This is a genomic window from Sphaerisporangium flaviroseum, from assembly GCF_039537005.1.
In the GTDB taxonomy this organism is placed as follows: Bacteria; Actinomycetota; Actinomycetes; order Streptosporangiales; family Streptosporangiaceae; genus Sphaerisporangium; species Sphaerisporangium flaviroseum.
Genome location: NZ_BAAAZR010000040.1, coordinates 123807 through 148373 on the forward strand (window position 1 = coordinate 123807; position 24567 = coordinate 148373).

Below are 24567 nucleotides of genomic sequence, written 5' to 3' on the forward strand. Positions count from 1 at the left end.
ATCTTGATCAGGGTGGGAGGTTCACGCCGGCGACCGCGAGGTCGTGGTACTCGCGGCAGGTGTGCTCGCCCAGCGCCATCGGCCCCTTGGCCGTCGTCTGAGTGATCTTCACGGCCCAGATCTCCTCGCGCAGCCGCGCTGTGCAGGTGATCTGGGCCATCGCCGTTCTGCCGAGCCTTCCCGGTCCGTTCACGATCACGTGCAGCCGCAGGCCGACCGGGTTCTCCGGGTCGTTTCGCACGCCGCTGTCGACCCCGTACCGCCCAAGGACGGTCTGTTCCAGCCGGAACCCTCTCAGGGCCGACCCGAAACCGTCCCCCGGCCGCTTCCCCACCTCGAACAGTGCGGTGATGACGTCCTGGGCCGCCGCCGAGGCGGTGGCGACGTTCTTGGGCGCGAGCCGCCCGTCGCGGAGCAGGTACACGCTCGCCGCCGCCCCCCGTGCGCTGACCACCGGGGCGGGTCCGGCGTCGACCACGTCCGTCGCATCGACGCCGCACGCCGTCGTACCGGCCATGGTCAGCAGCAGGGCCGGTACGACGAGGCGGCGGGCGCGCCGGGCCGTACTCGTGGGGCCGGGGGCTCGGCCTCGTCGATCCACGGCCCGCAGGGCGCGTCTGGGAGGCCTCATGGGTGCGGTATCCAGACGGTGAACTGGGTGCCGGGGTCGCAGAGCTCGACCTGGATCGTGCCGCCGTGCAGTTCGGCGTTGGCCCGGGCGATCGCGAGGCCGAGCCCGCTTCCCTCGCTGCGCGCCCGCCCCGCGCCGACCTTGTAGAAGCGCTCGAAGACGTGCGGCAGCGCCTCCTGGGGGATTCCCTTTCCCCGGTCGCGCACCTTCACCTCCAAGCCGCTGCGGAGGGCGCGCGCGGTCACCGTCACCGGGGACGCGCCGTGGTACAGCGCATTGCCCATCAGATTGGCGACGATGACGTCGAAGCGCCGGGGGTCGAGCGAGAACGACAGCCCGCGCGGGACGTCCAGGCGTACACGCCCGGTCCATCCCCGTATCTCCAGGCAGTCGGCCAGTGCGACGCCGACGTCGACGTTCTCCCTGCTCAGCACGGCGGCGCCCGAGTCGAGCCTGCTGGCCTCGATGAGATGCTCCACCAGGATCCTCAACCGGTTGATCTCGCGCACCACGAGGTCGACCGCCTTGCCGGCGTCCGGAGGCAGGCGCTCGGCCTCCTCGGTCAGCATGTCGGTCACCGCGGTCATCGCCGTCAGGGGAGTGCGCAGCTCGTGCGAGACGTCAGCCACGAACCGCCGGGACATCGCCTCCAGGGCGCGCAGCTCCGACACCGTCTGCTCCAGGGCGGAGGCGGTGTCGTTGAACGTCGCGGTCAGCCCGGCGAGCTCGTCCCTGCCGTGCACGGGCAGGCGCGTGTCCAGGCGCCCGGCGCCCAGCGCCCGGGCGGCGTCGCCGAGTCGGCGTACGGGCAGCAGGACGCTCCGCGCGGACACCAGCGCGACGGTGAGCGCGACCGCCAGCGTGATCCCCCCTGCCTGGGCCAGGGCGGTGCGCAGCCGTGCGAGGACCCCGTCCTCTTCCTTCAGGGAGACGAACACGAAGACCGTCATGCCGGTCGGCCTGACCGCCCCGGTACGGGTCAGCCGGTGGACCTGGGTGCCGATCAGCAGCCAGGGGTCGTCCCGGATCAGCAGCCGCTCGCGGACCATGCGCGACGCGGCCTGCCTGCGGACCTCGGCCGGGACGTCGGCGAGCCCGAGGCTCGTGCCGGTGCTCAGCCGCTCCTGGTCGCCGTACCGCAGGATCACCTGGCGGTCCGGCCCGCCCAGCGATTCGGCGAGGTCGTTGAGGTCGCTCTCGGTGACCACCGAGTCGGTCGGCCAGAGCAGGTCGCTGGTGCCGATGGGCAGCGAGATCCGCTCGAGGACGTCCCGTACGTCGACGACGGCGCCGTTCTCCGCCCTGTCCAGCAGCGCGCGGCGGACGAGCTGGAAGCCGATGCCCGCGACCAGGGCCGAGGCGGTCACCGCGACGAGGACGAAGGTGACGACGAGCCGGCCGCGCAGTCCGGTGGGACGACGGCGGCCGATGTTCATGGCGGGCTGAAGCGGTACCCGAACCCGCGCACCGTGTGGATGAACACCGGCTCGGCCGGGACAGGCTCGATCTTGGCCCGGATGCGCTGCACACAGGCGTCCACCAGGCGGGAGTCGGCCACGTGGTTGTGGTCCCAGACCGCGCGCAACAGGTAACGGCGGTTGAGCACCTGCCCCGGGTGGCGGACCAGTTCGAGCAGCAGGCGCAGTTCGGTCGGGGTGAGGTGGATCTCCCGGTTGGCCAGGGTCACCTTCAGCGCTCCCCGGTCGACCACCAGGTCGCCGAAGCTGATGCGGTCCGCGGAGGCCGACTCCAGGCGGCGCAGCACCGCCCGGATGCGGGCGTCGAGGACGCGCGGCTCCACGGGCTTGACCACGTAGTCGTCCGCGCCCGCCTCCAGCCCGACCACCATGTCGAGGTCGTCGCCCCGCGCGGTGAGCAGGATGATCGGCAGCGAGTCGAGCCTGCGGATGCGGCGGCACACCTCCACACCGTCGATCCCGGGCAACATCACGTCGAGGATGACGATTTCGGGACGGCGGGCACGCACATGGTCGAGGGCTTCCTCGCCGGTCGCGTACGCGGTGACGGAGTGACCTTGCCGCGTGAGCGCCAGCTCCAGCCCCGTCCGAACTGAGGGGTCGTCTTCAACGAGCAGGATGCCGGCCACCCGCACATTATGGCTTAAAGTCCGATATCCCCTTCTGTGTCACAGAACTGTGACCTGGCGCCGACCCGAACCCGATAGTAGCTATGGAGCCTTGAGGTGGTCCGCGCCCGATCACGAGTCCCATGCCGCCCTTCAGGTCATGTCCGCCTGGACGGTCGGGGGGATCCGCGCTCTGCCCGCGGACGCACCTCCAGGGCGGTTCGCCGCTCCGCCGCCCTCCGGCGCGGGGGTCCGGAGGGCGGACCGCGGATCGCGAGTGTGGCGAAAGTCACATCTGACCGGAAAAGCGCACGTTACTGATGGGTTAGGTCAGGTAACCGTCAAATAACTTCCACGTTTGGGTTGCGAACCACCCCCCATGTCAAGGCAAGCTCATAGGCCGTGAGCTCAGGTCAGCAGTTACGGGATAGGCGAAGCAGGCGGGACGACGATTACGTCAAGCCGCCGCGTGGCCGTGCCCGGCAACGGCCACCACGCGGTTCACGGCTGACCCCCAAGCGGATCATGGTCATCGGCCTGTCCCTCGCGGTGGTCGCGGCCCTGGGTGTCTTCACGGTCAAGACCATGCAGGAGAACGAGGCCGCCAAGTCCAGCGCGCTCACGCTGGAGGAGCTCATGCGCGGGGTGAACGACCCGTTCGCGCCCGACCCCGAGACCGACGCGCTGAAGGCCGTCGCGGCCCAGGCCCAGCGGGCGCACGACATCAAGAAGGCCCGCCAGGCGAACGCTCCCGGATGGGACCCGGTGAAGATCGTCAAGGAGGCGCCGGGGGGCGGGGGCTTCAGCCCGCAGGCGTTCCCGCCCGGCTCCAAGCCTGATCCCGGCAGCAACAAGGCGCTCGGCCAGAAGATGGCCGCCGCCAGGGGCTGGTCCGGCGAGTGGGGCTGCCTGGAGAAGCTCTGGGACAAGGAAAGCAACTGGAACGAGCGGGCGATGAACCGCAGCAGCGGCGCCTACGGCATCCCCCAGGCCCTGCCCGGCCCCAAGATGGCGAGCGCGGGCAGCGACTGGCAGGTCAACCCCGCGACCCAGATCAAGTGGGGTCTCGGCTACATCGCGGCCCGCTACAAGTCCCCCTGCGGCGCGTGGGCCCACTCGCAGTCCGTCGGCTGGTACTGACCGCGCCCGCCGTCGGTCTCTGCTGGAACGGCTCTGAACAGCGCGAACTCTTAGTCAGGGTTGTTTGACGTTTCGGCAAGCCTGACGGCGTCGCGGCGTCGCGCGTCGCACGCTGACCCACATGGGTGTGAAGGTCAGCGTGGTGGTGCCGGTATCAGAGCCAGGCCCGGACGATGACGCGTTCGACGCGTGCGTACGTTCGCTCCTGGAGCAGTCCATGCCGTCGGACGAGTACGAAGTGATCTTCGCGGACGACAGGTCCGGGGACGGCACGAGGGAACGCCTCGACGCCGTCGCGGCCGTCCGGCCGAACGTCAGGGTCCTGCACCTGGAGCACACCGGCTCGCCGGCGCGTGGCCGCAACGTGGGCCTCGCCGTGGCCAAGGGCGAGTACGTCTACCTGCTGGGTCAGCGTGACCGGCTGGAGCGCGTGGCGCTCGAGATGATGTACCGGACCGCCGTGGAGACCGACGCCGACGTGCTGATCGGCCGGCTGGTCAGCGGCGACAACCCGCCGGCCAGGGCCTTCAGCCGCAACCGGGAACGCGCCGACGTGCTGCGCGACCGCCTCCTGGCACTGCCCACGGCGCACAAGCTCTTCCGCCGCGCCTTTCTCGACACGCGGGACATCCGCTTCTCCGAGGTCGAGCCCGAGCTGTCGGAGCAGGCGTTCGTCGTCAAGGCGTACCTGACCGCCAAGATCATCGCAGTGCTCGCCGACCAGGTGTGCTGCCACCTGGGCCCCGAACCCGACGGCCCGGTGGATCCGAGCGCCCACGCCGCCGGGATCCGAGCCGTGCTCGACGTCATCGACGCCCACAGCGGCCCGGGGGAGCAGCGGGACCAGCTGTACGCCCACTGGTTCCGCACCGGCGTGCTGCGCATGCTGGGCGGGCGCCGCCTGCTGTCCGCGCGCCCGGACCAGCGCGCCGCCATGTTCGCCGAGCTTCGCGAGCTGACCCGGGAGCGATTCCCCGAGGAGCTGGATCGCCATCTGCCGGTCCATCTTGGCGCCCGGGCGGTTCTGGTCAGATCCGGCGAACTGGGGCGCCTGGTGGCCCTCAGCGAGGCGTCCCGGGGTACGTCAGTGCACGCGGAGCTCCGTGATGTGCGCTGGGAGGACGGCAGCCTGATCCTCGACCTCGCGGTGGAGATCGTCGACGGTCAGGGGGCGCCCATGACCTTCAGGGCCGACGGCGACCGCCTGTTCTGGACGCCGCCGCTCGGCGATCTCACCCTGCCGCCGCAGGTGGCCGACGTGACCGAGGCCGTGGCCCGAGCCCGGATGGAGATCTACATCCGCCACGTCGACTACGGGCTGATCTTCTTCATCCCGGTGGCAGGCGAGGTCTGCCGATCCCAGGAAGGCGACAGGGTGCGCGTCTGGGCGGTGGGCCGGGCCCGGCTCGACGTCGACACCGCCGCCCTCGGACGTCCCCTGCGCTCGGGCGAGTGGGAGGTGCACGTGCGCATGTACGGCGGTGCCCACCAGGCCAGAACCCGCGTCGCGGGACACCGTGGTGCCCAGCTGAGCTGCGTCGGCGTGCTCGCCGGGCAACCGCGCAGGCTGGTCATCCCCTGCTGGTCGGACAGGCGGGAACTCAGCGTGTGCGTCGAGCCCCGGTCGTTCTCCGAGTCGATCCTGCTCGTCTCCCCCGGAGCGTCGGTCACCCACCGGGAGGGGCACGTGTTCGTCGTCCTGCCGGTCCCGTACGTCCCGCCGAGCGGCGGGCCGGCGGCGGAGATGGTGCTGCGGCAGATCGCCAGCCGGGGACGGGTCATCACCGTTCCCGCGCTCGTCGAGCCGGGGGTCCCCGGCCGCTTCCCGGGCCAGCTCGTCGCCAAGGTCCCGGTCCGCCGGTTCCCCGGCGACGGCTGCCTGGGACGCGGGCTGTGGGCGCCCCAGCTCAGGGTCGACGGCAAGGAGACCGACCTGCGGTTCGTCCTGGAGATCGGCAGCGGGGGACGGGCCAGGATCCAGGCCGGCGGCGAGCCGGGCACCCTCGCGGTCCGCCGCTCGACGCTGGGCAAGCTGATGTCCCACACGCCCGGCGGCAAATACGCCCTGCGCCTGGCCCAAGCCCTCCAGCAGCGCTACCTCCCCTCCCCGCCTCCGGACTGAGAGGTCTTCCCTTCGGCGCTCCACCCCTGAGCACCTGCGGCCGGCCCTCAGCGCGAGCACCCGGGCGTGCGAGGGCGACTTGAATGCCTCATCCTGGGGTTTTCCGCAGGGTGGAGTACGGGATATCGCAATGGTGGCGGCGGGGCCGCCTGCCTAGCTTCAGGTGATGGTCCACCTCAGGAACACCGGCATCCCTCTCCGGCGGGGCCGCCTCTCGGCGGTCCTCCGCGCTCTCCCGCGCCGAGTGCGCGGCGTTCAGCGACTCGCGCCGCCGCGCCGCGTCTTCGCCGTCCCGCTCCTCCTGCTTGTCGTGACGCTCGCCTCGGCACCGCCGGGTTTCGGGGACGTGCGGGACGACGAGCTCACCCCCGCGTCCGTCGACCGGTTCGTGGAGCAGTACCGCCGCGCGACCGGCCTCCCCGGGGTCGCCGTGGCCGTCACCAAGGGTGAGCGGATCGTCCACGCCGCCGGGTACGGCCGCGCACCCTCCGGAGAGCGCGTCACGGCGGACACCCCCATGGCCGTGGCCTCCGTGAGCAAGTCCTTCACCGCGCTGGCGGTCATGCAGCTCGTGGAGAAGGGGAAGGTGCGGCTCGACGCGCCGGTGCGCGACCATCTCCCCGAGTTCGTGATGGCCGACGGCCGTGCCGCCACGATCACGGTCCGCCAGCTGCTGAACCAGACGTCGGGCATGGCCGACTCGACGTTCCACGAGAAGAGCCTCCCGCAGCCGGACTCCCTGCGGGAGGCGGTCGCACGGCTGAGACCCGCCCGGCTCGCCACCGCGCCCGGAACCCACTGGAGCTACCACAACACCAACTTCCAGGTCGCGGCACGGCTGGTCGAGGTGGTCGGCGGAGAGCCCTTCGCCGCCTACATGAAGGCTCACGTGTTCGCGCCGCTCGGGATGCGGCACAGTGTCACGGTCGACACCGAACGCGACCTGCCGCCCAGCGCGCGAGGGCACCTGTACATCCTCGGTCGTCCCGTGCCGCTCCCCGAGCCGCATGGATTCGGCAACGGCTCAGGCGGTGTGATCAGCAGCGCCGCCGACCTGACGCACTGGATGATCGCGCAGAACGATCAGGGCCGCGGACTCGGCGGCGTCCGCGTCGTCTCCGCGCGGAGCATCGCGGAGATGCGTACGCCTTCCAGTGCCGGCCGTTCCTACGCCCTCGGCTGGTCACTGGGCAGCACTCCGAACGGGGCCCCGGTCGTGAAGCACGGCGGCGACCTGTTCACCTCCACCGCGGAGGTGGTGCTGCTGCCGGAGACGGGATACGGCATCGCGGTCATGGCCGGCACCGGCCTGGCGTTCGACGACGCGGGCGCCATCGCCGACGCGCTGGTGGCCATGGCCGAGGGCAGGCGGCCGGTGTCACCACCGGCGGTGTCACCCTTCCTGCTCATCGACGTGACGCTTGCGGTCGCCACCGCGGTGACCCTCGTCCTGGCCGCGCTCGGGCTCGCGCGCTCACGACGGTGGGCCGTGCGCCGTACCGGCCGTTCCCGGTGGGGCACGGCGTCACGGCTCGCGCTCTACGTCCTGCCGGCCGCGCTGTGCGCGACCGCCGCCCCGATCTTCCGGGTCCTCTCCAGGGGGCGCGACATCGCCTGGATCCAGCTCTTCTACATCTACCCGACCTTCATGATCTGGCTGGTGACCGCGACACTGCTCACCATCGCCGTGCTCGCGACCCGCACCTTCCATCTCGTACGACCGCGGACCGAAGGCGACGCTCAGGCGTTCAGGTAGCGCAGGATGGCCAGGACCCGCCGGCTGTAGCCGGGGGTGCGGTCGAGGCCCAGCTTGTCGAAGATCGCGTTGACGTGTTTCTCCACCGCGCTCTGCGATACGTACAGCCGCTCGGCGATGGCGGAGTTGACCAGGCCCTGTGCCAGCTGCTCCAGAACCTGGCGCTCGCGCGGGGTCAGCCTGGCCAGTGGGTCCACGTGGGCGGTCCGGGCCAGCAGGCGGCGCACCACCTCCGGGTCGAAGGCGGTGCCACCCGCGTGGATCCGTTCCAGCGCGGCCAGGAACTCCGGGACCTCCGTCACCCGGTCCTTCAGGAGGTACCCCAGGCCCTCCGGCGCCGTGGACAGCAGCCTGGCGGCGTAGAAGGTCTCCACGTACTGCGACAGCACCAGCACGCCGATGTCCGGCCGGCGTTCACGGATCTCCAGCGATGCCCGCAGCCCTTCGCTGGTGTGGGTGGGCGGCATGCGCACATCCACGACCACGACGTCCGGCCGGTGCTCGTCCACGGCGGCCAGCAACGCCCCGGCGTCACCGACTCCGGCGGCCACCTCATGACCCGCGTCCTCCAGCAGCCTCTTCAGCCCTTCGCGCAGCAGGACCGAGTCATCGGCGAGAATCACCCGCATGGCGGCTCCGAGACGGGAGCCTGCCGGGCCGAGGGCTCGGTCTCCTGCAAGAGCAGCGGGAGCGTCGCGGTCACGCGTGTCGGGCCGCCCGCGGGGCTGTGCACATCGAATCGGCCGTCCAGCGCGCGCACCCGGCGCGCCAGACCCGACAGCCCGCCCCCGGAGGGATCGGCTCCGCCCCGGCCGTCATCGGAGATCACCACGTTCACCGACCGCTCGTCCTCCGTCAGGGACACCACGATCTCACGAGCCGCGGCGTGCTTGGTGGCGTTGGTGATGGCCTCGCGGACCACGAAGTACACGGCGGTCTCCACCTCGCTGACGGGCCGCCCCGCCAGCCGATAATCGATGCTCACCGGTACTCCGCTCCGCTCCGCCACGCCTCGCAGCGCGTCCCGCAGGCCGAGTTCGTCCAGGGCCGCCGGATAGATCCGCCAGGCGACGCTGCGAAGCTCGTCGAGCAACCGCCGCGACTCGGTGTACGCCTCGTCCACCAGCCGCGCGGCCTTCCCGGGGTCCGGCGTGTGACGCGCGCGGCCGAGCAGCATCGAAAGCGCGAGCCCTCGCTGCTGGACGCCGTCGTGCAGGTCGCGCTCGATCCGCCGGCGCTCGTCGTCGATGGCCCGCACCATCCCCGTGCGTGTGACGGTCAACTCGGTGATCCGCCGCCGCATCGCCTCCCGCGTGTCCGCGCCGAGGAAGTGAGCGGCCAGCCGCCTCTCCGCCGCCACGACCACGAGACACCAAGGGCCGAACAGGGCCAGCGACGCGATGCCCCCGGCGATGCCGACCACCCAGGTGTCGCTCACCATATGCACACCGGGGAACCTCAGCGGCACCGCGTCCGACTGTCCCGACCGCAGAGCCCACAACCCGCCGAACAGCAGGAGCACGCCGAAGAACAGGATCCCGGCGGCGACATAGCCGCCCAGCACCCCGACGACGGCGCGAAGCACCAGGTACCTGTATCCGCCATGCTCCAGCCTCTCCCCGGCACGGCTCTTCAGGTTTCCCCCGGCAACACCGTGGTCGAACCATCCCGCCAGGCGAGCCCGCTCGATGGCGACGAATCGCGCCGCACCCGTCGCCGACGCACGCTGGACGCGCAGCCGTGCCCGCGGCCATGGCGACAACAGCCCGGCCACGCCGCCCGCGAGACAGAGGAAAACCAGCTCCGCGACACCGGTCACCAACCCCAGAAGCACACCCCAGACGCGACGCCCCCCGCGCGCGGTCGGCGACGTGCGCCATCGAGGACCTGACACCGCGCCAGATGCCGCATCATCGCTGGACACGAACGTGAATTCTATTTCCTGCCCTGACGGCCAATGGGCCTCGCCTTCGGCTCGGGCTGTGTTCTTTTGAGCCTGCGGCCCTTCCGGATGGCCTCAGATCAGGGGGAACCGGCTACGTGCAGCCGCTGCGCCTTGACTGCTTCTGCTCTCACCCTCGGATGAATTAAAACCATTACTCGATGATCGGCGAAGCGTGGGTTCTTGGAAAAACAGCCCTCGCCGAAGGCGAGGCCCATTTTCCAGGTCAGCTGATCGGCGAAGCGTGGGTTTCTGAAACACAGCCCGAGCCGGAGGCGAGGTCCTTTCTGGTGCGGTGCCCGCACCCCAGGGAGGGGCGGGCACCGCAGCCGGAGCTACTCCTGCGGCGGTGTGGGAGGGCGGGGTGGGGTGGTCATGGCCAGGACGTTCAGTAGGTCGTCGAGCTGAGGTTCGGTGAGTTTGCCGGACTCCACGTGACCCCGTTCGATGACCACCTCCTTGATGGTCTTGCGCTCCTTGAGCGCCTGCTTGGCGATCGCGGCCGCCTCCTCGTACCCCAGGTGGCGGTTCAGGGGCGTGACGATCGACGGCGAGGACTCGGCGTACTCGCGCAGCCGTTCCCCGTTGGCGGTGATCCCGTGGACGCACCGGTCGGCGAGCAGCCGCGACACGCTGGTCAGCAGCCGGATCGACTCCAGCACGTTCCGCGCCATGACCGGCATCATCACGTTGAGCTCGAAGCTCCCGGACGCCCCCGCGAAGGTCACGGCCGCGTCGTTGCCGATGACCTGGGCCGCCACCATGCAGACCGCCTCGGGGACGACCGGGTTCACCTTGCCCGGCATGATCGAGGAACCTGGCTGCAGGTCGGGCAGGTTGATCTCGCCCAGGCCGGCGCGCGGGCCCGACCCCATCCAGCGCAGGTCATTGGCGATCTTGTTGAGGGACACGGCGATCACTTTGAGCTGGCCGGAGAGCTCCACGAGCGCGTCACGGGCTCCCTGGGCCTCGAAGTGGTCGCGTGCCTCGGTGAACGGCAGCTCGGTGGCCTCCCTGAGCTTCTGGACCACCCCCTGGGCGAATCCGGGCGGCGTGTTGATTCCCGTGCCCACCGCCGTGCCGCCCAGGGGCAGCTCGGCCATCCTGGGCATCGCGGAGCGCAGGCGCGTGATGCCGTTCTCCATCTGCGTCGCGTACCCGCCGAACTCCTGGCCGAGCGTCACCGGCGTGGCGTCCATCAGGTGGGTACGTCCGGCCTTCACCGTCTTGTCGAACTCGACGGCCTTCTGACGCAGCGCGATCGCGAGATGGTCGAGCGCCGGCATCAGTTCGTAGACCACGTCGACCATCGCCGCCACGTGGATCGACGTCGGGAACACGTCGTTCGACGACTGCGACGCGTTGACGTGGTCGTTCGGGTGCACCGGGCGGCCGAGCCGCTTCTCGGCCAGCGTGGCGATCACCTCGTTGGCGTTCATGTTCGACGAGGTGCCCGACCCGGTCTGGAAGACGTCGATCGGGAACTCGTCGTTCCACTCTCCCTCGGCGACGTCGGTGGCGGCCTCCGAGATGGCCTCGGCCATGTCGGAATCCAGCACGCCCAGCTCACCGTTCACCTCAGCGGCCACGGCCTTGATCAGACCGAGCGCCGCTATGTGGGCCGGTTCGAGCCCGCGCCCGGATACCGGGAAATTCTCCACCGCCCGTTGCGTCTGCGCTCGCCACTTGGCCGACGCCGGGACTCGTACTTCGCCCATCGAGTCATGTTCGATCCGGAAATCCTCCATGACACCAGTTTTGCGCTACGAACCGCCGGATGTGTCTACGCGGGCGGGCTGGAATGAGGACAGGACCGTGCCGAGCTGTGGCCGGTGGGTCTTCCAGCGGGCTTCCGGGGTGGACCAGTAGATCGCGTAGCTGGCGCCGCCGGGCACGGCCACCCAGCGGGAGAGCACGTGGGTGGGGCCGGAGGGCCCGGTGTAGGTGAACTCCCAGTCGACCACGTCCGTCCCGGGATACGGCGTCGGACGTGTCGCGCCCATGCGGATGAGCTTGTACCCGGGGTACGTGCCCGCGCCGATGGCCCGTGTCTCCGCCGTCTTCACGGCGGCCTGGACGTCGGGGGTGCCGTCCGCCGAACGGCTGATCCGCACCGTACGGACGTCGCCGGGGGCGCTGAAGCCGACGGTGCGCCCCTTCGCGATTCCGTGCAACTGGGTGGGGAGATCGATGATGAAGCCGGTCTTGTCGATGTAGCGCCGGAGTCCTTCCGCGGGCGGGGGCGCCGTGTCGGCGGTCGCGCTCGCTCCTGTGTCGCCCGTCGACCTCCCACTGGGGTCGAGGTCGGATGCGGTGGCGACCTCCCCTGATCGGACTCCGGCCGGCGATCCCGCTCCGGTGGGGGTGGTGGGGCCACTGTGCGAGACCGCGGCGGCGACGAGCATGACGATGGCGGCCAGCCCGAGCAGCGCGATGGCCACCAAGATGATCATGCCTGCCGGACTGCTGCCCCGGGGCGGGGCCGCGCCCTGGAAGGCGAACAGGTCGGTGCCGAGCCCGTTCTCCGGCGTGTCCTGGGCGGCCGTTGGCATCGGCGCCCCGGATGGCGTCTGAGGCGGGGAGGAAGGCGTGCTGGGCGGGGAGGACGATGCCTGGGGCCCCGGTGACGACCGAGGTCCTCGCGATGCCGAAGGCTCTCTGCCGGGGTCGCGCGGTCGCTCGTCCGGCTTGGGCACGACCTGGGTGGGCTCGTTCGCGGGGACGGCGGAGGGCTGGGTCGCGCCGTACGGCCGCACGCGCGGGGCAGCGGGCGCCGGATGCGCGGAGGACACCGCCGGGATGGGGGGAAGCTGCCCCACCATGGTCGCCTGGCTGTCCTCGTCGACGTCGGCGGGCCGGCCTGCGGCGGCGGAGGCGGGAGCGGCCGAAGGGCGGGCGGCGGAGGCGGGAGCCGAAGGCCGGGCGGCGGCTGGGGGAGTCGCGGGCCGGGTGGTGGCTGGGGGAGTCGCGGGGCGGACGGTGGCTGGGGGAGTCGTGGGCCGGGCGGTGGTTGGTGAAGCCGCGGGCCGGGCGGTGGGCGATGGGGCTGCGGGGCGGGAGGCGGAGGGCGAAGGCCGGGGGGTCGCCGGGGGAGCCGCTGGGGTGTCCACCTGACCACCGGGAGCCGCCGGGGGCGTCTGCACACCGGGAATGCGCAGCCCGCCCTTGGGCCGGATGATCGTCATCGTCTGGTTGAGGTCGCCGTCCAGGCCGGAATCGTCATTCGCGGAGGGTTCCGCGCTTGAACCGGCGGCCACGACCGGCACGGGGGACCCCCCGGGCGCCGGCCTCGAAGGGTCTGCCGGCCTGGGAGCGTTCACCGGCTTCGCAGCGTTCACCTTCGCTGCGTCCGCCGGCTTGGCTGCGTCCGCCGACTTGGCTGCGTCCGCCGACTTCGGTACGTCCGCCGGCTTCGCAGCGTCCGCCGATGTCGGAGCGCCCACCGGCTTCGGTGCGTTCATCGGCCCAGGAGCGTCCGTCGGCTTCGGAGCGCCCGCCGGGCTGGACGTGGGGGTGGGGGCGATCGCGGAAGGGACGGCGGGTTTCTGGGAGCCGGGTCCAGGACCGGCGGGTTTCTGGGAGCCGGGACCGGCGGTGGGCGTGGTCGCGGAGGTCTTGGCGACCTTGCGGAGCAGGATGAGGGCCTGCTCGTAGGTCAGGCGCTTGGTGTAGTCCTTCTCCAGGAGCGCTTCCAGCACCGGGCGGAGACGCCCGGCCTGGGTGGCGGGGTCGGCCTGTTCGGTCATCAGCGCGGCCAGCGTCTCGCTGACCGAGTCGCGCTCGTACGCGGGGCGCCCCTCGACCGCGAAGTACAGCGTCGCGCCGAGTGACCACAGGTCCGACTCTGGGCCGGTGTGGTCTCCCCGGGCACGCTCGGGGGCGGTGTAGCCAGGGGACCCGATCACCATCCCGGTCTTGGTGAGGTTGGAGTCGCCCGCCGCCTTGGCGATGCCGAAGTCGGTGAGGACGACCCTGCCCGTGTCGGTCAGTAGCACGTTGCCGGGCTTGACGTCGCGGTGGAGGACGCCCTGCTCGTGGGCGGCGCCCAGCGCTCCCAGCAGATCGACGCCGATCTCGGCCACCAGCCGGGGCGGGAGCGGGCCCTCCTCGTCGATCACCTGTTCCAGTGACCTGGCCTCGACCAGCTCCATGATGATCCACGGGCTGCCGTCGACCACGATGGCGTCGTGGACGGTCGCCACGGACGGGTGGGCGATCTTGGCGGCCGTACGACCCTCGCGGATCATGCGCTCCCGCAGCTCGTCTCGTTGCTCCCTGCTCAGCCCCGAGTCCTGGCGGATCTCCTTGACAGCGACGTCACGGCCGAGGAGGCGGTCGTGAGCGCGCCAGACAGTGCCCATCGTTCCCCGGCCCAGGGGGACGATCAGCTCATATCTGTCGGCGAGCAGCCGCATCTGCTGTTCCGGCATGTGTAAGAAGATAGCGACCCTGCCTTGAGAATTGCTTTCGCCTCACTTACGCATATTTTTTGGCCAGAAGCGGCGCGGCAGCACCATACGCATGATTTCGGACAACTGGCGCAGCATCGGGCTCGCTTCGGGGTTCGCCGGGGCCCGCCTGCGGCCCGGTGAGGGATCCGGCGGCTTGCGGTGCAGGCCTTCGGCCGACCTGCGCGGCATGCGTGGTTCGGGGACCGGGTTCGCCTCGTAGGAGGGGACGGGAACCGGGCGCTCGAGCCTGGGGTCCGCCCGGTGCTGCCCCCGATGGGACGCCCTGCGGGGTGACGGGGCCAAGCCGCCCAGCGGGGGGTGCGACCCCGGTGGTGTGCCGCCCATCGTGGCCGTGGCCTGCTGACGGGCCGCCGGACGGTGGGTGGGGCCGCCGAGCGGCTCCTCCGCCGAACCGCCCGCCGCCACCCGGGCGAGCATGAGCGAGGCCCGCATGCCGTCGAGCCGGGCATCGGGGTCGATCTGGAGCAGGCCACGCAGGATGGGGGCCAGCGGCCCGGCCAGGTCCATGGGGATCGGCTCGCCGCTGGTGAGCGCGGCGAGCGCCGCCGCGGCCGTACGGCGGCCATGCAGCCCCCGGCCCTCGACGGCGGTGTACAGGGTCGCGCCGAGCGACCACAGGTCGGCCGCGGGGCTCGCCTTGTCGCCGAGGACCCGCTCTGGGGCGATGTAACCGGCAGAGCCGAGCACGATGCCGGCCTGAGTGATGGACGCGTCGCCTTCGAGGGCGGCCAGGCCGAAGTCGGTGAGCACCGTGCGGTCGTCGGTGACCAGCACGTTGCTCGGCTTCACGTCGCGGTGCAGGATGCCCTTGGCGTGCACCGCACGCAGCGCGCCGAGCACCTGGCGGCCGATCTCGGCCACGCGGCGCGGGGGGAGCGGGCCCTGCTGCTTGACGAGCTCCTCCAGCGATTGGGCGTGGAGAAGCTCCATGACGATCCAGGGACGGTCGTCCTCGGTGACCACGTCGAAGACCGTGATCACCGACGGGTGGGCGACCATCGCGGTGGCCCGGCCCTCGCGCTCGGTGCGGGCGCACAGCTCGGCCCGCAGCTCCTCGTCGAGGACCAGCGGCAGCCGCACCTCCTTGACAGCCACGTCACGGTCGAGAAGGTCGTCGTGGGCACGCCAGACGGTGCCCATGCCACCACGCCCAACCGGTTCGACAAGCCGGTATCGCGAGGCTAGCTCGTATCCGGCCGGGGCGCGCATGGGTGGCAGCTTACCGATTTGTTTATCGCCGCCTGTAGAGGCCATGCCGATTCTCTGTTGAGATCTTCGGTCAAATCCTGTCAGGCCCGGCGACCGATGGTGATGATGGGACTACCGGTGTCTTGGAAGAAGTCGCCGCCCTTGTCGTCCACCACGATGAACGCGGGAAAGTCCTCGACTTCGATCTTCCAGACGGCCTCCATGCCCAACTCCGCGTATTCCAGCACTTCCACCTTCCTGATGCAGTCCTGGGCGAGCCGGGCGGCCGGGCCGCCGATCGAGCCCAGGTAGAAGCCGCCGTACTTCTGGCAGGCCTGGGTGACCTGCTTGGAGCGGTTGCCCTTGGCCAGCATGATCAGGGATCCGCCGGCGGCCTGGAAGCGCTCGACGTAGGAGTCCATGCGGCCGGCGGTCGTCGGGCCGAAGGACCCAGACGCGTATCCCTCGGGCGTCTTGGCCGGTCCCGCGTAGTAGACGGCGTGGTCCTTGAGGTACTGGGGCATCTCCTCGCCGGCGTCGAGCAGTTCGGCGATCTTGGCGTGGGCGATGTCCCTGGCGACGACGAGCGGGCCGGTCAGCGAGAGCCGGGTCTTGACGGGATAGCGCGTGAGCTCGGCGAGGATCTCGCTCATCGGCCGGTTGAGGTCGATGGACACCACGTCGTCCGACAGGTGCTCGTCGGTGGTCTCGGGCAGGAAGCGGGCCGGATCGGTCTCCAGCTTCTCCAGGAAGACACCCTCTGGGGTGATCTTGGCGAGGGCCTGCCGGTCGGCGCTGCACGAGACGGCGATCGCCACCGGGCACGAGGCGCCGTGCCGGGGGAGCCGGATCACCCGCACGTCGTGGCAGAAGTACTTGCCGCCGAACTGGGCGCCGATGCCGAGCTTCTGCGTGAGCTCGAAGACCTTCTTCTCCAGCTCCAGGTCACGGAAGCCGTGGCCGGAGAGGGAGCCCTCGGTGGGGATCGAGTCGAGGTAGCGGGCCGAGGCGTACTTCGCGGTCTTGAGGGCGAACTCGGCGCTGGTGCCGCCCACGACGACCGCCAGGTGGTACGGCGGGCAGGCGGCGGTGCCGAGCGAGCGGATCTTCTCCTCCAGGAACCCGAGCATCCGCCCCTCGTTGAGTACGGCCTTCGTCTCCTGGTAGAGGAACGACTTGTTGGCGCTGCCGCCTCCCTTGGCCATGAACAGCAGCTTGTACTCGTCCGGATGGCCGTGCGGGTCCTCGGCGTACAGCTCGATCTGGGCCGGGAGGTTGTTGCCGGTGTTCTTCTCGTCCCACATGGTCAGCGGGGCCATCTGGGAGTACCGCAGGTTCAGCTTGGTGTAGGCGTCGTAGACCCCGCGCGAGATGTGCTCGGCGTCTGCGCCGTCCGTCAGCACGTGGCGGCCGCGCTTGCCCATCACGATCGCGGTGCCGGTGTCCTGGCACATGGGCAGGACGCCGCCGGCCGAGATGCTCGCGTTCTTGAGCAGGTCGAGGGCCACGAACCTGTCGTTGCCGCTCGACTCGGGGTCGTCGATGATCTTGCGAAGCTGGGCGAGGTGGGTCGGCCGCAGGTAATGGGAAATGTCGTGAATCGCGGTTTCGGTGAGGAGGCGAAGCGCCTCGGGATCCACCTCGAGGAACGTACGTCCCGCCGCCTCGACCTTCCGCACCCCCTCCGCGGTGACCAGACGGTATTCCGTCTCGTCAGGCCCCATCGGAAGCAGGTCGGTGTAGTCGAACTCGGGCATCGCCTGTGCTCCTCCGTTTACGTGGCGCTCGCCGCCGTCCTGAGCAGGGTACGGCTCCCGATGGGGGCTCCCTTACGCGGGGCGGCCCACAATTTTGCCAATCATGGGCGAGCGGTGACGTCCCTGCACCACTCAAGGACGAAGTCCTATATGTCGTTGTTTGATAATGAAAGTACGTGCAACGGCATGAATGGGGGGAATCATGGATCCTGGCTACATCGTCCTGGTGGTCTTGGGCGTCCTGGTGGTCGCCTCCACCCTGGGGGTCGCGCTCGTCACCATCGTTCTGCGCGGTATCAGGGGAGAGCGCGCCATGTGGCCGGTGACCCCCGACACGAGACACGCCCCGCCCGGGTCGGAGTCGACCGGCGCTGACACGCGCGCCGCCGGGATCCAGCGTGGTGGCACTGAAGAAGCGGGCAGGCGTGAGCACCCCGAGTGGACCGGCCGGGAGCTGGCCGGCGACGACCTCCGGCCGATTGGCACCCATGAGGAGAAGCACGCCCTCCCCGGACGGGCGCGGTGGTGGTGACACTTCCGCCCCACCGTTGAGCCCGGCTTCCAGCGCCTGGAACCCGGGCTCATCTCATGAACGGGGCGGTCAGCGGGTCCGCGTGAGCCTGGGGCGAGCCGGCGCGCCGCGACATCGCCAAGACCATAGTTCGTCTGAATGTCAGGACAAAGTCTTGACTCTCGGCATTCTGATACCTAGAACTGGGGACGGGCCGTCATGAGGTGATCGAGGCGCGGAGGCAGTATGCGTGTGGGTCTGTTGGGTCTTGGCAGGATCGGAGCGTTCCACGCCACAACGCTCGCCGCCCACCCCGAAGTCGGCGAGCTGATCGTGTCCGACGCGGACGAGGTGCGGGCGAAGGAGGTGGCAGGCCGGGTCGGCGCGCTGGTCGGAAACGCCTTCGAGGCCGACGCCGTGGTGGTCGCCACCCCCACCTCCACCCACGCCGAGCTGATCCTGCGCGCGTGCGCGGCCGGGATCCCGGTGTTCTGCGAGAAGCCCGTCGCTCCCGGCATCGAGGAGACCGCACGGGTCGTCGAGGCGGCCGACCGCAGCGGCACGCTGGTCCACATCGGATTCCAGCGGCGCTTCGACGCCGGGTACGCCGCCGCGCGCCGGGCGCTCCGCGACGGCGAGCTAGGCGACCTGCACCGGGTGCACCTGCTGACCGCCGATCCCCGGCCTCCCGCCGCCGCGTACATCCCGCTCTCGGGCGGCATCTTCCGCGACTGCCACATCCACGACTTCGACATCCTGCGCTGGGTGACCGGCCGCGAGGTGGAGTCGGTGTACGCCACCGGCGCCAACCGAGGGGCCGCGTTCTTCGCTGAGGCGGGCGATGTGGACACCAGCGCCGCGCTGCTGACCCTCGACGACGGAACGCTGGTGACGATGCAGGGATCCCGGTACAACGGCGCGGGGTACGACGTGCGGATGGAGATCGCCGGCACCCGCAACACGCTCGTCGTGGGACTCGACGACCGCGTGCCGCTCACCTCGGCCGAGCCCGCCGTGGAGTTCCCCGTCGGGGAGCCGTGGCCCGACTTCGGCAGCCGCTTCGAGGCGGCCTACGTCACCGAGATCGGGGCCTTCCTCGCCAGCGTGCGCGACGGCGGGCAGAGCCCCTGCACCCTCCAGGACGCCCTCGCCGCCCTCCGCGTCGCCGAGGCCGCCGAGCTGTCCCGGGCCACCGGACGCCCCGTGCGGGTCGCGGAGGTGACGGCATGACCGGCCTGACCGGCTCGGTGCGGATCGCCGCCGCCCCGATCTCGTGGGGAGTGTGCGAGGTTCCGGGCTGGGGCCACCAACTCGACCGGGAACGCGTCCTCGGAGAGATGCGCGCCCTCGGCATCACCGCCACCGAGCTCGGCCCCGACGGCTTCCTGCCGCCGTCCCCCGAACACCGCCGCACGCTTCTGGAGTCGTACGGCCTGCACGGCATCGGGGGCTTCGTCCCCGTGGTGCTGCACGATCCCGCGTACGACCCGGTGCCGGAGGCACGGGCCACGCTACGGGCCTTCGCCGACGGAGACGTGGAGACGGTCGTGCTCGCGGCGGCGACCGGCGCCGACGGCTACGACGAGCGGCCGGTCCTGGACGCCGAGGGATGGAAGACGCTGCTGGCCAATCTCGGACGGGTGCTGGCGGAGGCCAAGGGGTTCGGGCGGTCCGTCACGCTGCACCCGCACGTCGGCACCATGATCGAGTCGCGCGACGAGGTCGACCGGGTGCTCGACGGCTCCGAGATGCCGCTCTGCCTGGACACCGGCCACCTTCTCATCGGGGGCACCGACCCGCTCGACCTGGTGTCCAGGGCCGCAGCCAGAGTGGCACACGTCCACCTCAAAGACGTGGACGCCACGCTCGCCGAGCAGGTCCGCGCCGGAAAGCTCACCTATACCGACGCGGTGCGCGCGGGGATCTACCGTCCCCTCGGCCGCGGCGACGTCGACGTGGCGGGCATCGTCACCGGGCTGGGCGCCGTGGGCTACCAGGGCTGGTACGTCATGGAGCAGGACGTCGTGCTCGACGAGGAGCCGCCGGAGGGCCAGGGGCCCGAAGCGGCCGTCCGCGAGAGCCTGGCGTACCTGTCCGCGCTCTCGCGCCCCGCGCCCGAGGCCCCGCCGGGGTCGGGCATGCCGGGGCAGGACCCGCCGCCCGGTTCCGGTTCCGCGTACGGGACCGGCCCGGAAGGCCGCCCATGACCGAGGTGCTCACGATCGGCAGGGTGGGCGTCGACATCTATCCCCTCCAGGTCGGCGTCTCCCTGCGCGAGGTCGAGACCTTCGGCAAGTACCTCGGCGGCAGCCCGACCAACGTCGCGGTCGCCGCCGCCCGGCTCGGCCGCCGATCGGCCGTGATCACCCGGACCGGCGCCGATCCGTTCGGGGCGTTCATTCACGACGCGCTGCGCTCGTACGGGGTGGACGACCACCACGTGACCGAGGTGCAAGGGCTGCCGACACCGGTGACGTTCTGCGAGATCCGTCCGCCTGAGGACTTCCCGCTGTACTTCTACCGGTTCCCGAAGGCTCCTGACCTGGAGATCCACGCGGAGGAGCTCGACCTCGCCGCGATCAGGGACGCCCGCCTGTTCTGGGCGACGGTCACCGGGCTCTCCCAGGACCCCTCCAGGAGCGCCCACTTCGCCGCCTGGGAAGCACGCGGCCGTACCCCGCCGACCGTGCTGGACCTCGACTACCGCCCCATGTTCTGGGCCTCCCCGGAGGTGGCCCGAGAATGGGTACGTAAGGCGCTGCGGCACGTCACCGTGGCCGTCGGCAACCTCGACGAGTGCGAGGTGGCCACCGGCACCCGCAAGCCCCACGAGGCCGCCAGGGCGCTGCTCGACATGGGCGTCGAGCTGGCCATCGTGAAGCAGGGCTCGGAGGGGGTGCTGGGTATGACCGCCGAGGAGACGGTGGAGGTCCCGCCCGTGCCCGTCGAGGTGGTGAACGGGCTCGGCGCCGGCGACGCGTTCGGCGGCGCGCTGTGCGACGGCCTGCTCGCCGGGCGAGGCCTGGAGGAGACCCTGCGGTTCGCGAACGCGGCCGGTGCCATCGTGGCGGGACGGCTCGCCTGCGCACCCGCCATGCCCACAGCCAAGGAGGTCGAGGCCGTGCTCTCGGGGGAAGCCCATGCGTGACGAGGACCGCCGGCGGCTGGCCGAATACCGTGCCAGGTACCCGGAGAAGATCACGCAAGCCGCCGCCGAGCGCCGGCGAAGGCCGCTGCTGGCCGACCGCGACCAGCTACTGATCATCGCCGCCGACCACTCCGCCAGGGGCGCGCTGGGCGTGCGGGGACGGCCGATGGCGATGGCCAGCCGCATCGACCTGCTCGACCGGCTGTGCGTCGCGCTGGCCCGGCCCGGGGTCGACGGCCTGCTCGCCACCCCCGACATCGTGGAGGACCTGCTGCTGCTCGGCGCCCTTCACGGCAAGGTCGTGATCGGGTCGATGAACCGGGGCGGCCTGCACGGGACGGCATTCGAGTTCGACGACCGTTTCACGGCCTACGACACCGACTCGATCGTCCGGATGCGGCTCGACGGGGGCAAGATGCTCTGCCGCATCGGCCTTCGGTCCGCTGAGACGGCGGCCACCCTGGAGTCCTGCGCGCAGGCGGTGACCAGCCTGGCCAGGCAGGGTCTGGTCGCCATGGTGGAGCCGTTCTGGTCCCACCGCGACGAGGGCGTGGTCCATCACGATCTGTCGCCAGAAGGCATGATCCATGCCATCCACGTCGGCCAGGGGCTCGGCGCGACCTCGGCGCACACCTGGCTGAAGATCCCCGTGATCGACGACATGGAGCGCGTCATGGAGGCGACCACCCTCCCGACCCTGCTGCTCGGCGGCGACCCCACCGTGGCCCCCGACCAGGTCTACACCGCGTGGAGCAAGGCGCTCCGGCTTCCCGGCGTGCGGGGTCTCGTGGTCGGGCGCGCGCTGCTCTACCCTCCTGACGACGACGTGGCGGCGGCCGTCGACACCGCCGCCGGGCTGCTGGAGGTGTCCTGATGTCGTACATCCCCGCTGGTTCCACCACCGAGGCCCCCTGGGCGCTGCGGATCTCGCCCGAGCTCGCCGGATGGACCTACGCCGGGCTGCGAACGCTCAACCTCTCCGGCGAGACCGTCGAGTTCGACACGGGGAACGAGGAGATGCTGGTCGTCCCCCTCTCGGGATCCTGCGCCGTGGAGTGCGACGGAGTCCGCCTTGAGCTGCACGGGCGCGAGTCGGTCTTCTCCGGCGTGACGGACTTCGCCTACCTGCCCATCGGGTCGACGGCCCACCTCACCGGCGAGGGACGCTTCGCGCTGCCCTCGGCCCTCGCCACGCGCCGGCTCCCGGTGCGGTACGGCCCGGCTGAGAAGGTCCCCGTGGAAGTGCGGGGAGCGGGCCAGGCCAGCCGCCAGGTCAACAACTTCTGCTCGCCCGACGCATTCGAGTGCGACAAGCTCGTCGCCGTCGAGGTGCTGACCCCGGAGGGCAACTGGTCGTCCTATCCTCCGCACAAGCACGACACCCACACCGACGACGAGGCCGTGCTGGAGGAGATCTACTACTTCGAGGGCGGCCCCGGCTACCAGCGGGTGTACGGCTCGCCGGGCAGGCCGATCGACGTGCTGGCCGAGGTGGGCTGCGGCGACGTCGTGCTCGTGCCACACGGATACCACGGGCCCTCCATGGCGGCCCCCGGCTACGACCTGTACTACCTGAACGTGCTCGCCGGGCCCGCGGAGAAGCGGTCCATGGCCTTCTGCGACGACCCACGGCACGCCTGGATCCGGTCCAGCTGGGAAGGCCAGGCCGTCGACCCCCGCGTCCCGATGACCTCGGCGAGCCCGGGCGCATCCCCTGTGAACGGCACGCCGGGCGGCGGGCCGTCATCCCCTGCGAACGGCACGCCGGAGGCGAAGGCATGACGACGATCCGGTTGACGGTGGCCCAGGCGCTCGTACGGTTCCTCGGCGAGCAGTGGAGCGAGCGCGACGGCGTGGAGCAGCGGCTCATCGAGGGCTGCTTCGGCATCTTCGGGCACGGGAACGTGGCCGGCATCGGGCAGGCGCTCGCCGAGCGCGGCGCGGGCCTCGGGGATCCGCTGCCGTACTACCTGGCGAGGAACGAGCAGGCCATGGTCCACACGGCCGTCGGCTTCGCCAAGGCGCGCAACCGGCTCTCCACCTTCGCGTGCACGACCTCGATCGGGCCGGGTGCCACCAACCTCGTGACCGGGGCGGCGCTCGCGACGATCAACAGGATCCCCGTGCTCCTGCTGCCGGGCGACATCTTCGCGACCCGGGCGGCCGGAGCGGTCCTGCAGGAGCTTGAGGACCCGCGTTCGTACGACGTCAGCGTCAACGACTGCCTGCGGCCGGTGTCGCGCTTCTTCGACCGGATCAACCGGCCCGAGCAGCTGCCCTCCGCCCTCATGGCGGCCATGAGGGTGCTCACCGACCCCGCCGAGACGGGCGCGGTCACGCTGGCCCTGCCGCAGGACGTGCAGGCCGAGGCGTACGACTGGCCGGTCGAGCTGTTCGCGCGCAGGGTCTGGCACGTGGCGCGGCCCATCCCCGACTCGGCCGCCGTCGAGCGGGCGGTGGAGGCGATCAAGCGGTCCCGGCGGCCGATCATCGTCGCGGGCGGCGGAGTGGTCTACAGCGAGGCATGGGAGGAGCTGGCCGCGTTCGCCGAGGCCCACGGCGTGCCCGTCGGCGAGACCCAGGCGGGCAAGGGCGTCCTGCCGTACGACCACCCGTGCGCGCTCGGGGCGATCGGGCACACCGGCACCGCCGCCGCCAACGCCATCGCCCGCGAGGCCGACCTGGTCATCGGGGTCGGCACGCGCTACACCGACTTCACCACGGCCTCGCGCACGCTCTTCGGCGACGCCCTCTTCGTGAACCTCAACGTCACGGCCTTCGACGCCGCCAAGCACGCGGGGACCATGCTCGTGGGCGACGCCCGTGAAGGGCTCGCGGTGCTGGACCTCGGCGGCTGGAAGGCCGACCCGTCCTGGACCTCCCGGGCCACCGAGCTGAGCCGCGCCTGGCAGGGTCAGGTGTCGGCGCTGTACGGTGGCGACGCGCTGACGCAGCCGGTGATGCTGGGCGTGGTGAACGAGGTCGCGGGGCCGGACGGCGTGGTGGTGAACGCCGCCGGATCCATGCCGGGTGACCTGCACAAACTGTGGCGCGCTTCCGACCCGAAGGCCTATCACGTCGAGTACGGCTACTCCTGCATGGGCTACGAGATCGCGGGCGGCCTCGGGGTGAAGCTGGCGGCGCCCGACCGCGAGGTGTTCGTTCTCGTCGGCGATGGCTCGTACCTGATGATGGCGCAGGAGATCGCCACCGCTGTACAGGAGGGCGTCAAGCTGATCGTCGTGATCGTGGACAACCACGGATTCGCCTCGATCGGCGGCCTTTCCGAAGCCGTGGGCGCGCGGCGTCTCGGCACGGCCTACCGCATGCGCTCGGCGAGCGGCGGGCTGGACGGCTCGTTCCTGCCCGTCGACCTGGCCGCCAACGCGGCGAGCCTCGGTGCCGACGTCCTGCGCGCCGCCGACCCGGAGTCGCTGCGAGTCGCCCTGATCAAAGCCAGGGAGGCGACGGGAACGACCGTCGTCCACGTCGAGACCGTCCCGGGGCCGTCTCCTGAGACCAGCGCGTGGTGGGACGTCCCGATCGCGGAGGTCTCCGGCACCCCCGACATCCACGAGAGATACATGACCGCCAAGCGGCACCAGCACCCGTACCTGTAGGAGCACAGCCCTTACCGCGCCGGCTGAGGCGCGGCCTTCAGCGCGGCCTTCAGCGTGGTCTTCAGCGCGGCGCCGTGGTATGGCGAGTACGGGCTCCGTAGTACTGCGACGCGGTTCCGTACTGGCCCGTTCCACGCACGCCCTCCGAGCGCGTTCTCGGCCCTTCCGGAGCGCGCAGGCATACCGGCATGCAC

19 protein-coding genes are annotated in these 24567 nt (G+C 71.0%); 10 read left to right on the forward strand and 9 right to left on the reverse strand.

Going from position 1 to position 24567, the window contains the following annotated elements; all coding sequences use genetic code 11:
• Window positions 1-7 precede the first annotated feature (7 nt).
• The 3 genes from ABD810_RS34395 to ABD810_RS34405 are packed head-to-tail and all read right to left on the reverse strand — an operon-like array spanning window position 8 to window position 2738.
• Window positions 8-631 (reverse strand): hypothetical protein, encoded by a 624-nt coding sequence (locus ABD810_RS34395; RefSeq protein ID WP_344950629.1) that lies wholly within the window; start codon window positions 629-631, stop codon window positions 8-10.
• Window positions 628-2067, reverse strand: coding sequence for a sensor histidine kinase (locus ABD810_RS34400; protein WP_344950632.1), 1440 nt, complete (start codon window positions 2065-2067; stop codon window positions 628-630). Before ABD810_RS34400 ends, ABD810_RS34395 begins: the two co-directional genes overlap by 4 nt.
• On the reverse strand, window positions 2064-2738 hold the full coding sequence (locus tag ABD810_RS34405; RefSeq protein WP_248961623.1) for a response regulator transcription factor: 675 nt from the start codon (window positions 2736-2738) through the stop codon (window positions 2064-2066). The genes ABD810_RS34400 and ABD810_RS34405 overlap by 4 nt, the downstream gene beginning before the upstream one ends.
• 501 nt (window positions 2739-3239) lie before the next feature.
• On the opposite strand from ABD810_RS34405, the gene ABD810_RS34410 reads away from it, so the two are divergent.
• The 3 genes from ABD810_RS34410 (at window position 3240) to ABD810_RS34420 (ending at window position 7735) form a co-directional block, all read left to right on the forward strand.
• Window positions 3240-3857: an aggregation-promoting factor C-terminal-like domain-containing protein gene (locus ABD810_RS34410; RefSeq protein ID WP_486387633.1), complete on the forward strand. Its 618-nt coding sequence runs from the start codon at window positions 3240-3242 to the stop codon at window positions 3855-3857.
• A 121-nt stretch (window positions 3858-3978) separates the two neighbouring features.
• Complete coding sequence (locus ABD810_RS34415) at window positions 3979-5979, forward strand: glycosyltransferase family 2 protein (protein WP_344950641.1); 2001 nt, start codon at window positions 3979-3981, stop codon at window positions 5977-5979.
• A gap of 166 nt (window positions 5980-6145) precedes the next feature.
• Window positions 6146-7735, forward strand: coding sequence for a serine hydrolase domain-containing protein (locus tag ABD810_RS34420; protein WP_344950644.1), 1590 nt, complete (start codon window positions 6146-6148; stop codon window positions 7733-7735).
• On the opposite strand, the gene ABD810_RS34425 is transcribed toward ABD810_RS34420, so the two are convergent.
• The 6 genes from ABD810_RS34425 to ABD810_RS34450 all read right to left on the reverse strand — a co-directional run bounded on the left by ABD810_RS34425 (window position 7720) and on the right by ABD810_RS34450 (window position 17094).
• Window positions 7720-8364, reverse strand: coding sequence for a response regulator (locus ABD810_RS34425; RefSeq protein WP_344950646.1), 645 nt, complete (start codon window positions 8362-8364; stop codon window positions 7720-7722). The genes ABD810_RS34420 and ABD810_RS34425 overlap by 16 nt on opposite strands.
• On the reverse strand, window positions 8355-9554 hold the full coding sequence (locus ABD810_RS34430; protein WP_344950649.1) for a sensor histidine kinase: 1200 nt from the start codon (window positions 9552-9554) through the stop codon (window positions 8355-8357). The genes ABD810_RS34425 and ABD810_RS34430 overlap by 10 nt, the downstream gene beginning before the upstream one ends.
• A 458-nt stretch (window positions 9555-10012) precedes the next feature.
• Window positions 10013-11425 carry a class II fumarate hydratase gene (locus tag ABD810_RS34435; protein WP_344950652.1) on the reverse strand — a complete coding sequence of 471 codons (1413 nt, stop codon included), beginning with the start codon at window positions 11423-11425 and terminating at the stop codon, window positions 10013-10015.
• A gap of 15 nt (window positions 11426-11440) precedes the next feature.
• Window positions 11441-14107: a serine/threonine-protein kinase gene (locus tag ABD810_RS34440; RefSeq protein WP_344950655.1), complete on the reverse strand. Its 2667-nt coding sequence runs from the start codon at window positions 14105-14107 to the stop codon at window positions 11441-11443.
• A 42-nt stretch (window positions 14108-14149) separates the two neighbouring features.
• On the reverse strand, window positions 14150-15289 hold the full coding sequence (locus tag ABD810_RS34445; RefSeq protein ID WP_425567005.1) for a serine/threonine-protein kinase: 1140 nt from the start codon (window positions 15287-15289) through the stop codon (window positions 14150-14152).
• A 149-nt stretch (window positions 15290-15438) separates the two neighbouring features.
• Complete coding sequence (locus tag ABD810_RS34450) at window positions 15439-17094, reverse strand: fumarate hydratase (protein ID WP_344950661.1); 1656 nt, start codon at window positions 17092-17094, stop codon at window positions 15439-15441.
• 202 nt (window positions 17095-17296) lie between these two features.
• Here ABD810_RS34450 and ABD810_RS34455 point away from each other — a divergent pair, with 202 nt between their 5' ends.
• From ABD810_RS34455 to iolD, 7 genes are all read left to right on the forward strand, one after another.
• Complete coding sequence (locus tag ABD810_RS34455; RefSeq protein ID WP_344950663.1) at window positions 17297-17626, forward strand: hypothetical protein; 330 nt, start codon at window positions 17297-17299, stop codon at window positions 17624-17626.
• 225 nt (window positions 17627-17851) lie between these two features.
• Window positions 17852-18835: a Gfo/Idh/MocA family protein gene (locus tag ABD810_RS34460; RefSeq protein WP_344950666.1), complete on the forward strand. Its 984-nt coding sequence runs from the start codon at window positions 17852-17854 to the stop codon at window positions 18833-18835.
• Complete coding sequence (locus tag ABD810_RS34465) at window positions 18832-19812, forward strand: TIM barrel protein (RefSeq protein ID WP_344950669.1); 981 nt, start codon at window positions 18832-18834, stop codon at window positions 19810-19812. Before ABD810_RS34460 ends, ABD810_RS34465 begins: the two co-directional genes overlap by 4 nt.
• Window positions 19809-20753, forward strand: coding sequence for a 5-dehydro-2-deoxygluconokinase (gene iolC, locus ABD810_RS34470; protein WP_344950672.1), 945 nt, complete (start codon window positions 19809-19811; stop codon window positions 20751-20753). The genes ABD810_RS34465 and iolC overlap by 4 nt, the downstream gene beginning before the upstream one ends.
• On the forward strand, window positions 20746-21627 hold the full coding sequence (locus tag ABD810_RS34475) for a class I fructose-bisphosphate aldolase (protein WP_344950674.1): 882 nt from the start codon (window positions 20746-20748) through the stop codon (window positions 21625-21627). Before iolC ends, ABD810_RS34475 begins: the two co-directional genes overlap by 8 nt.
• A complete protein-coding gene (iolB, locus tag ABD810_RS34480) occupies window positions 21627-22535 on the forward strand; it encodes a 5-deoxy-glucuronate isomerase (protein WP_344950677.1) in 909 nt (302 codons plus the stop codon). Before ABD810_RS34475 ends, iolB begins: the two co-directional genes overlap by 1 nt.
• Window positions 22532-24373 (forward strand): 3D-(3,5/4)-trihydroxycyclohexane-1,2-dione acylhydrolase (decyclizing), encoded by a 1842-nt coding sequence (gene iolD / locus ABD810_RS34485; protein WP_344950679.1) that lies wholly within the window; start codon window positions 22532-22534, stop codon window positions 24371-24373. Before iolB ends, iolD begins: the two co-directional genes overlap by 4 nt.
• Window positions 24374-24567: the final 194 nt, after the last annotated feature.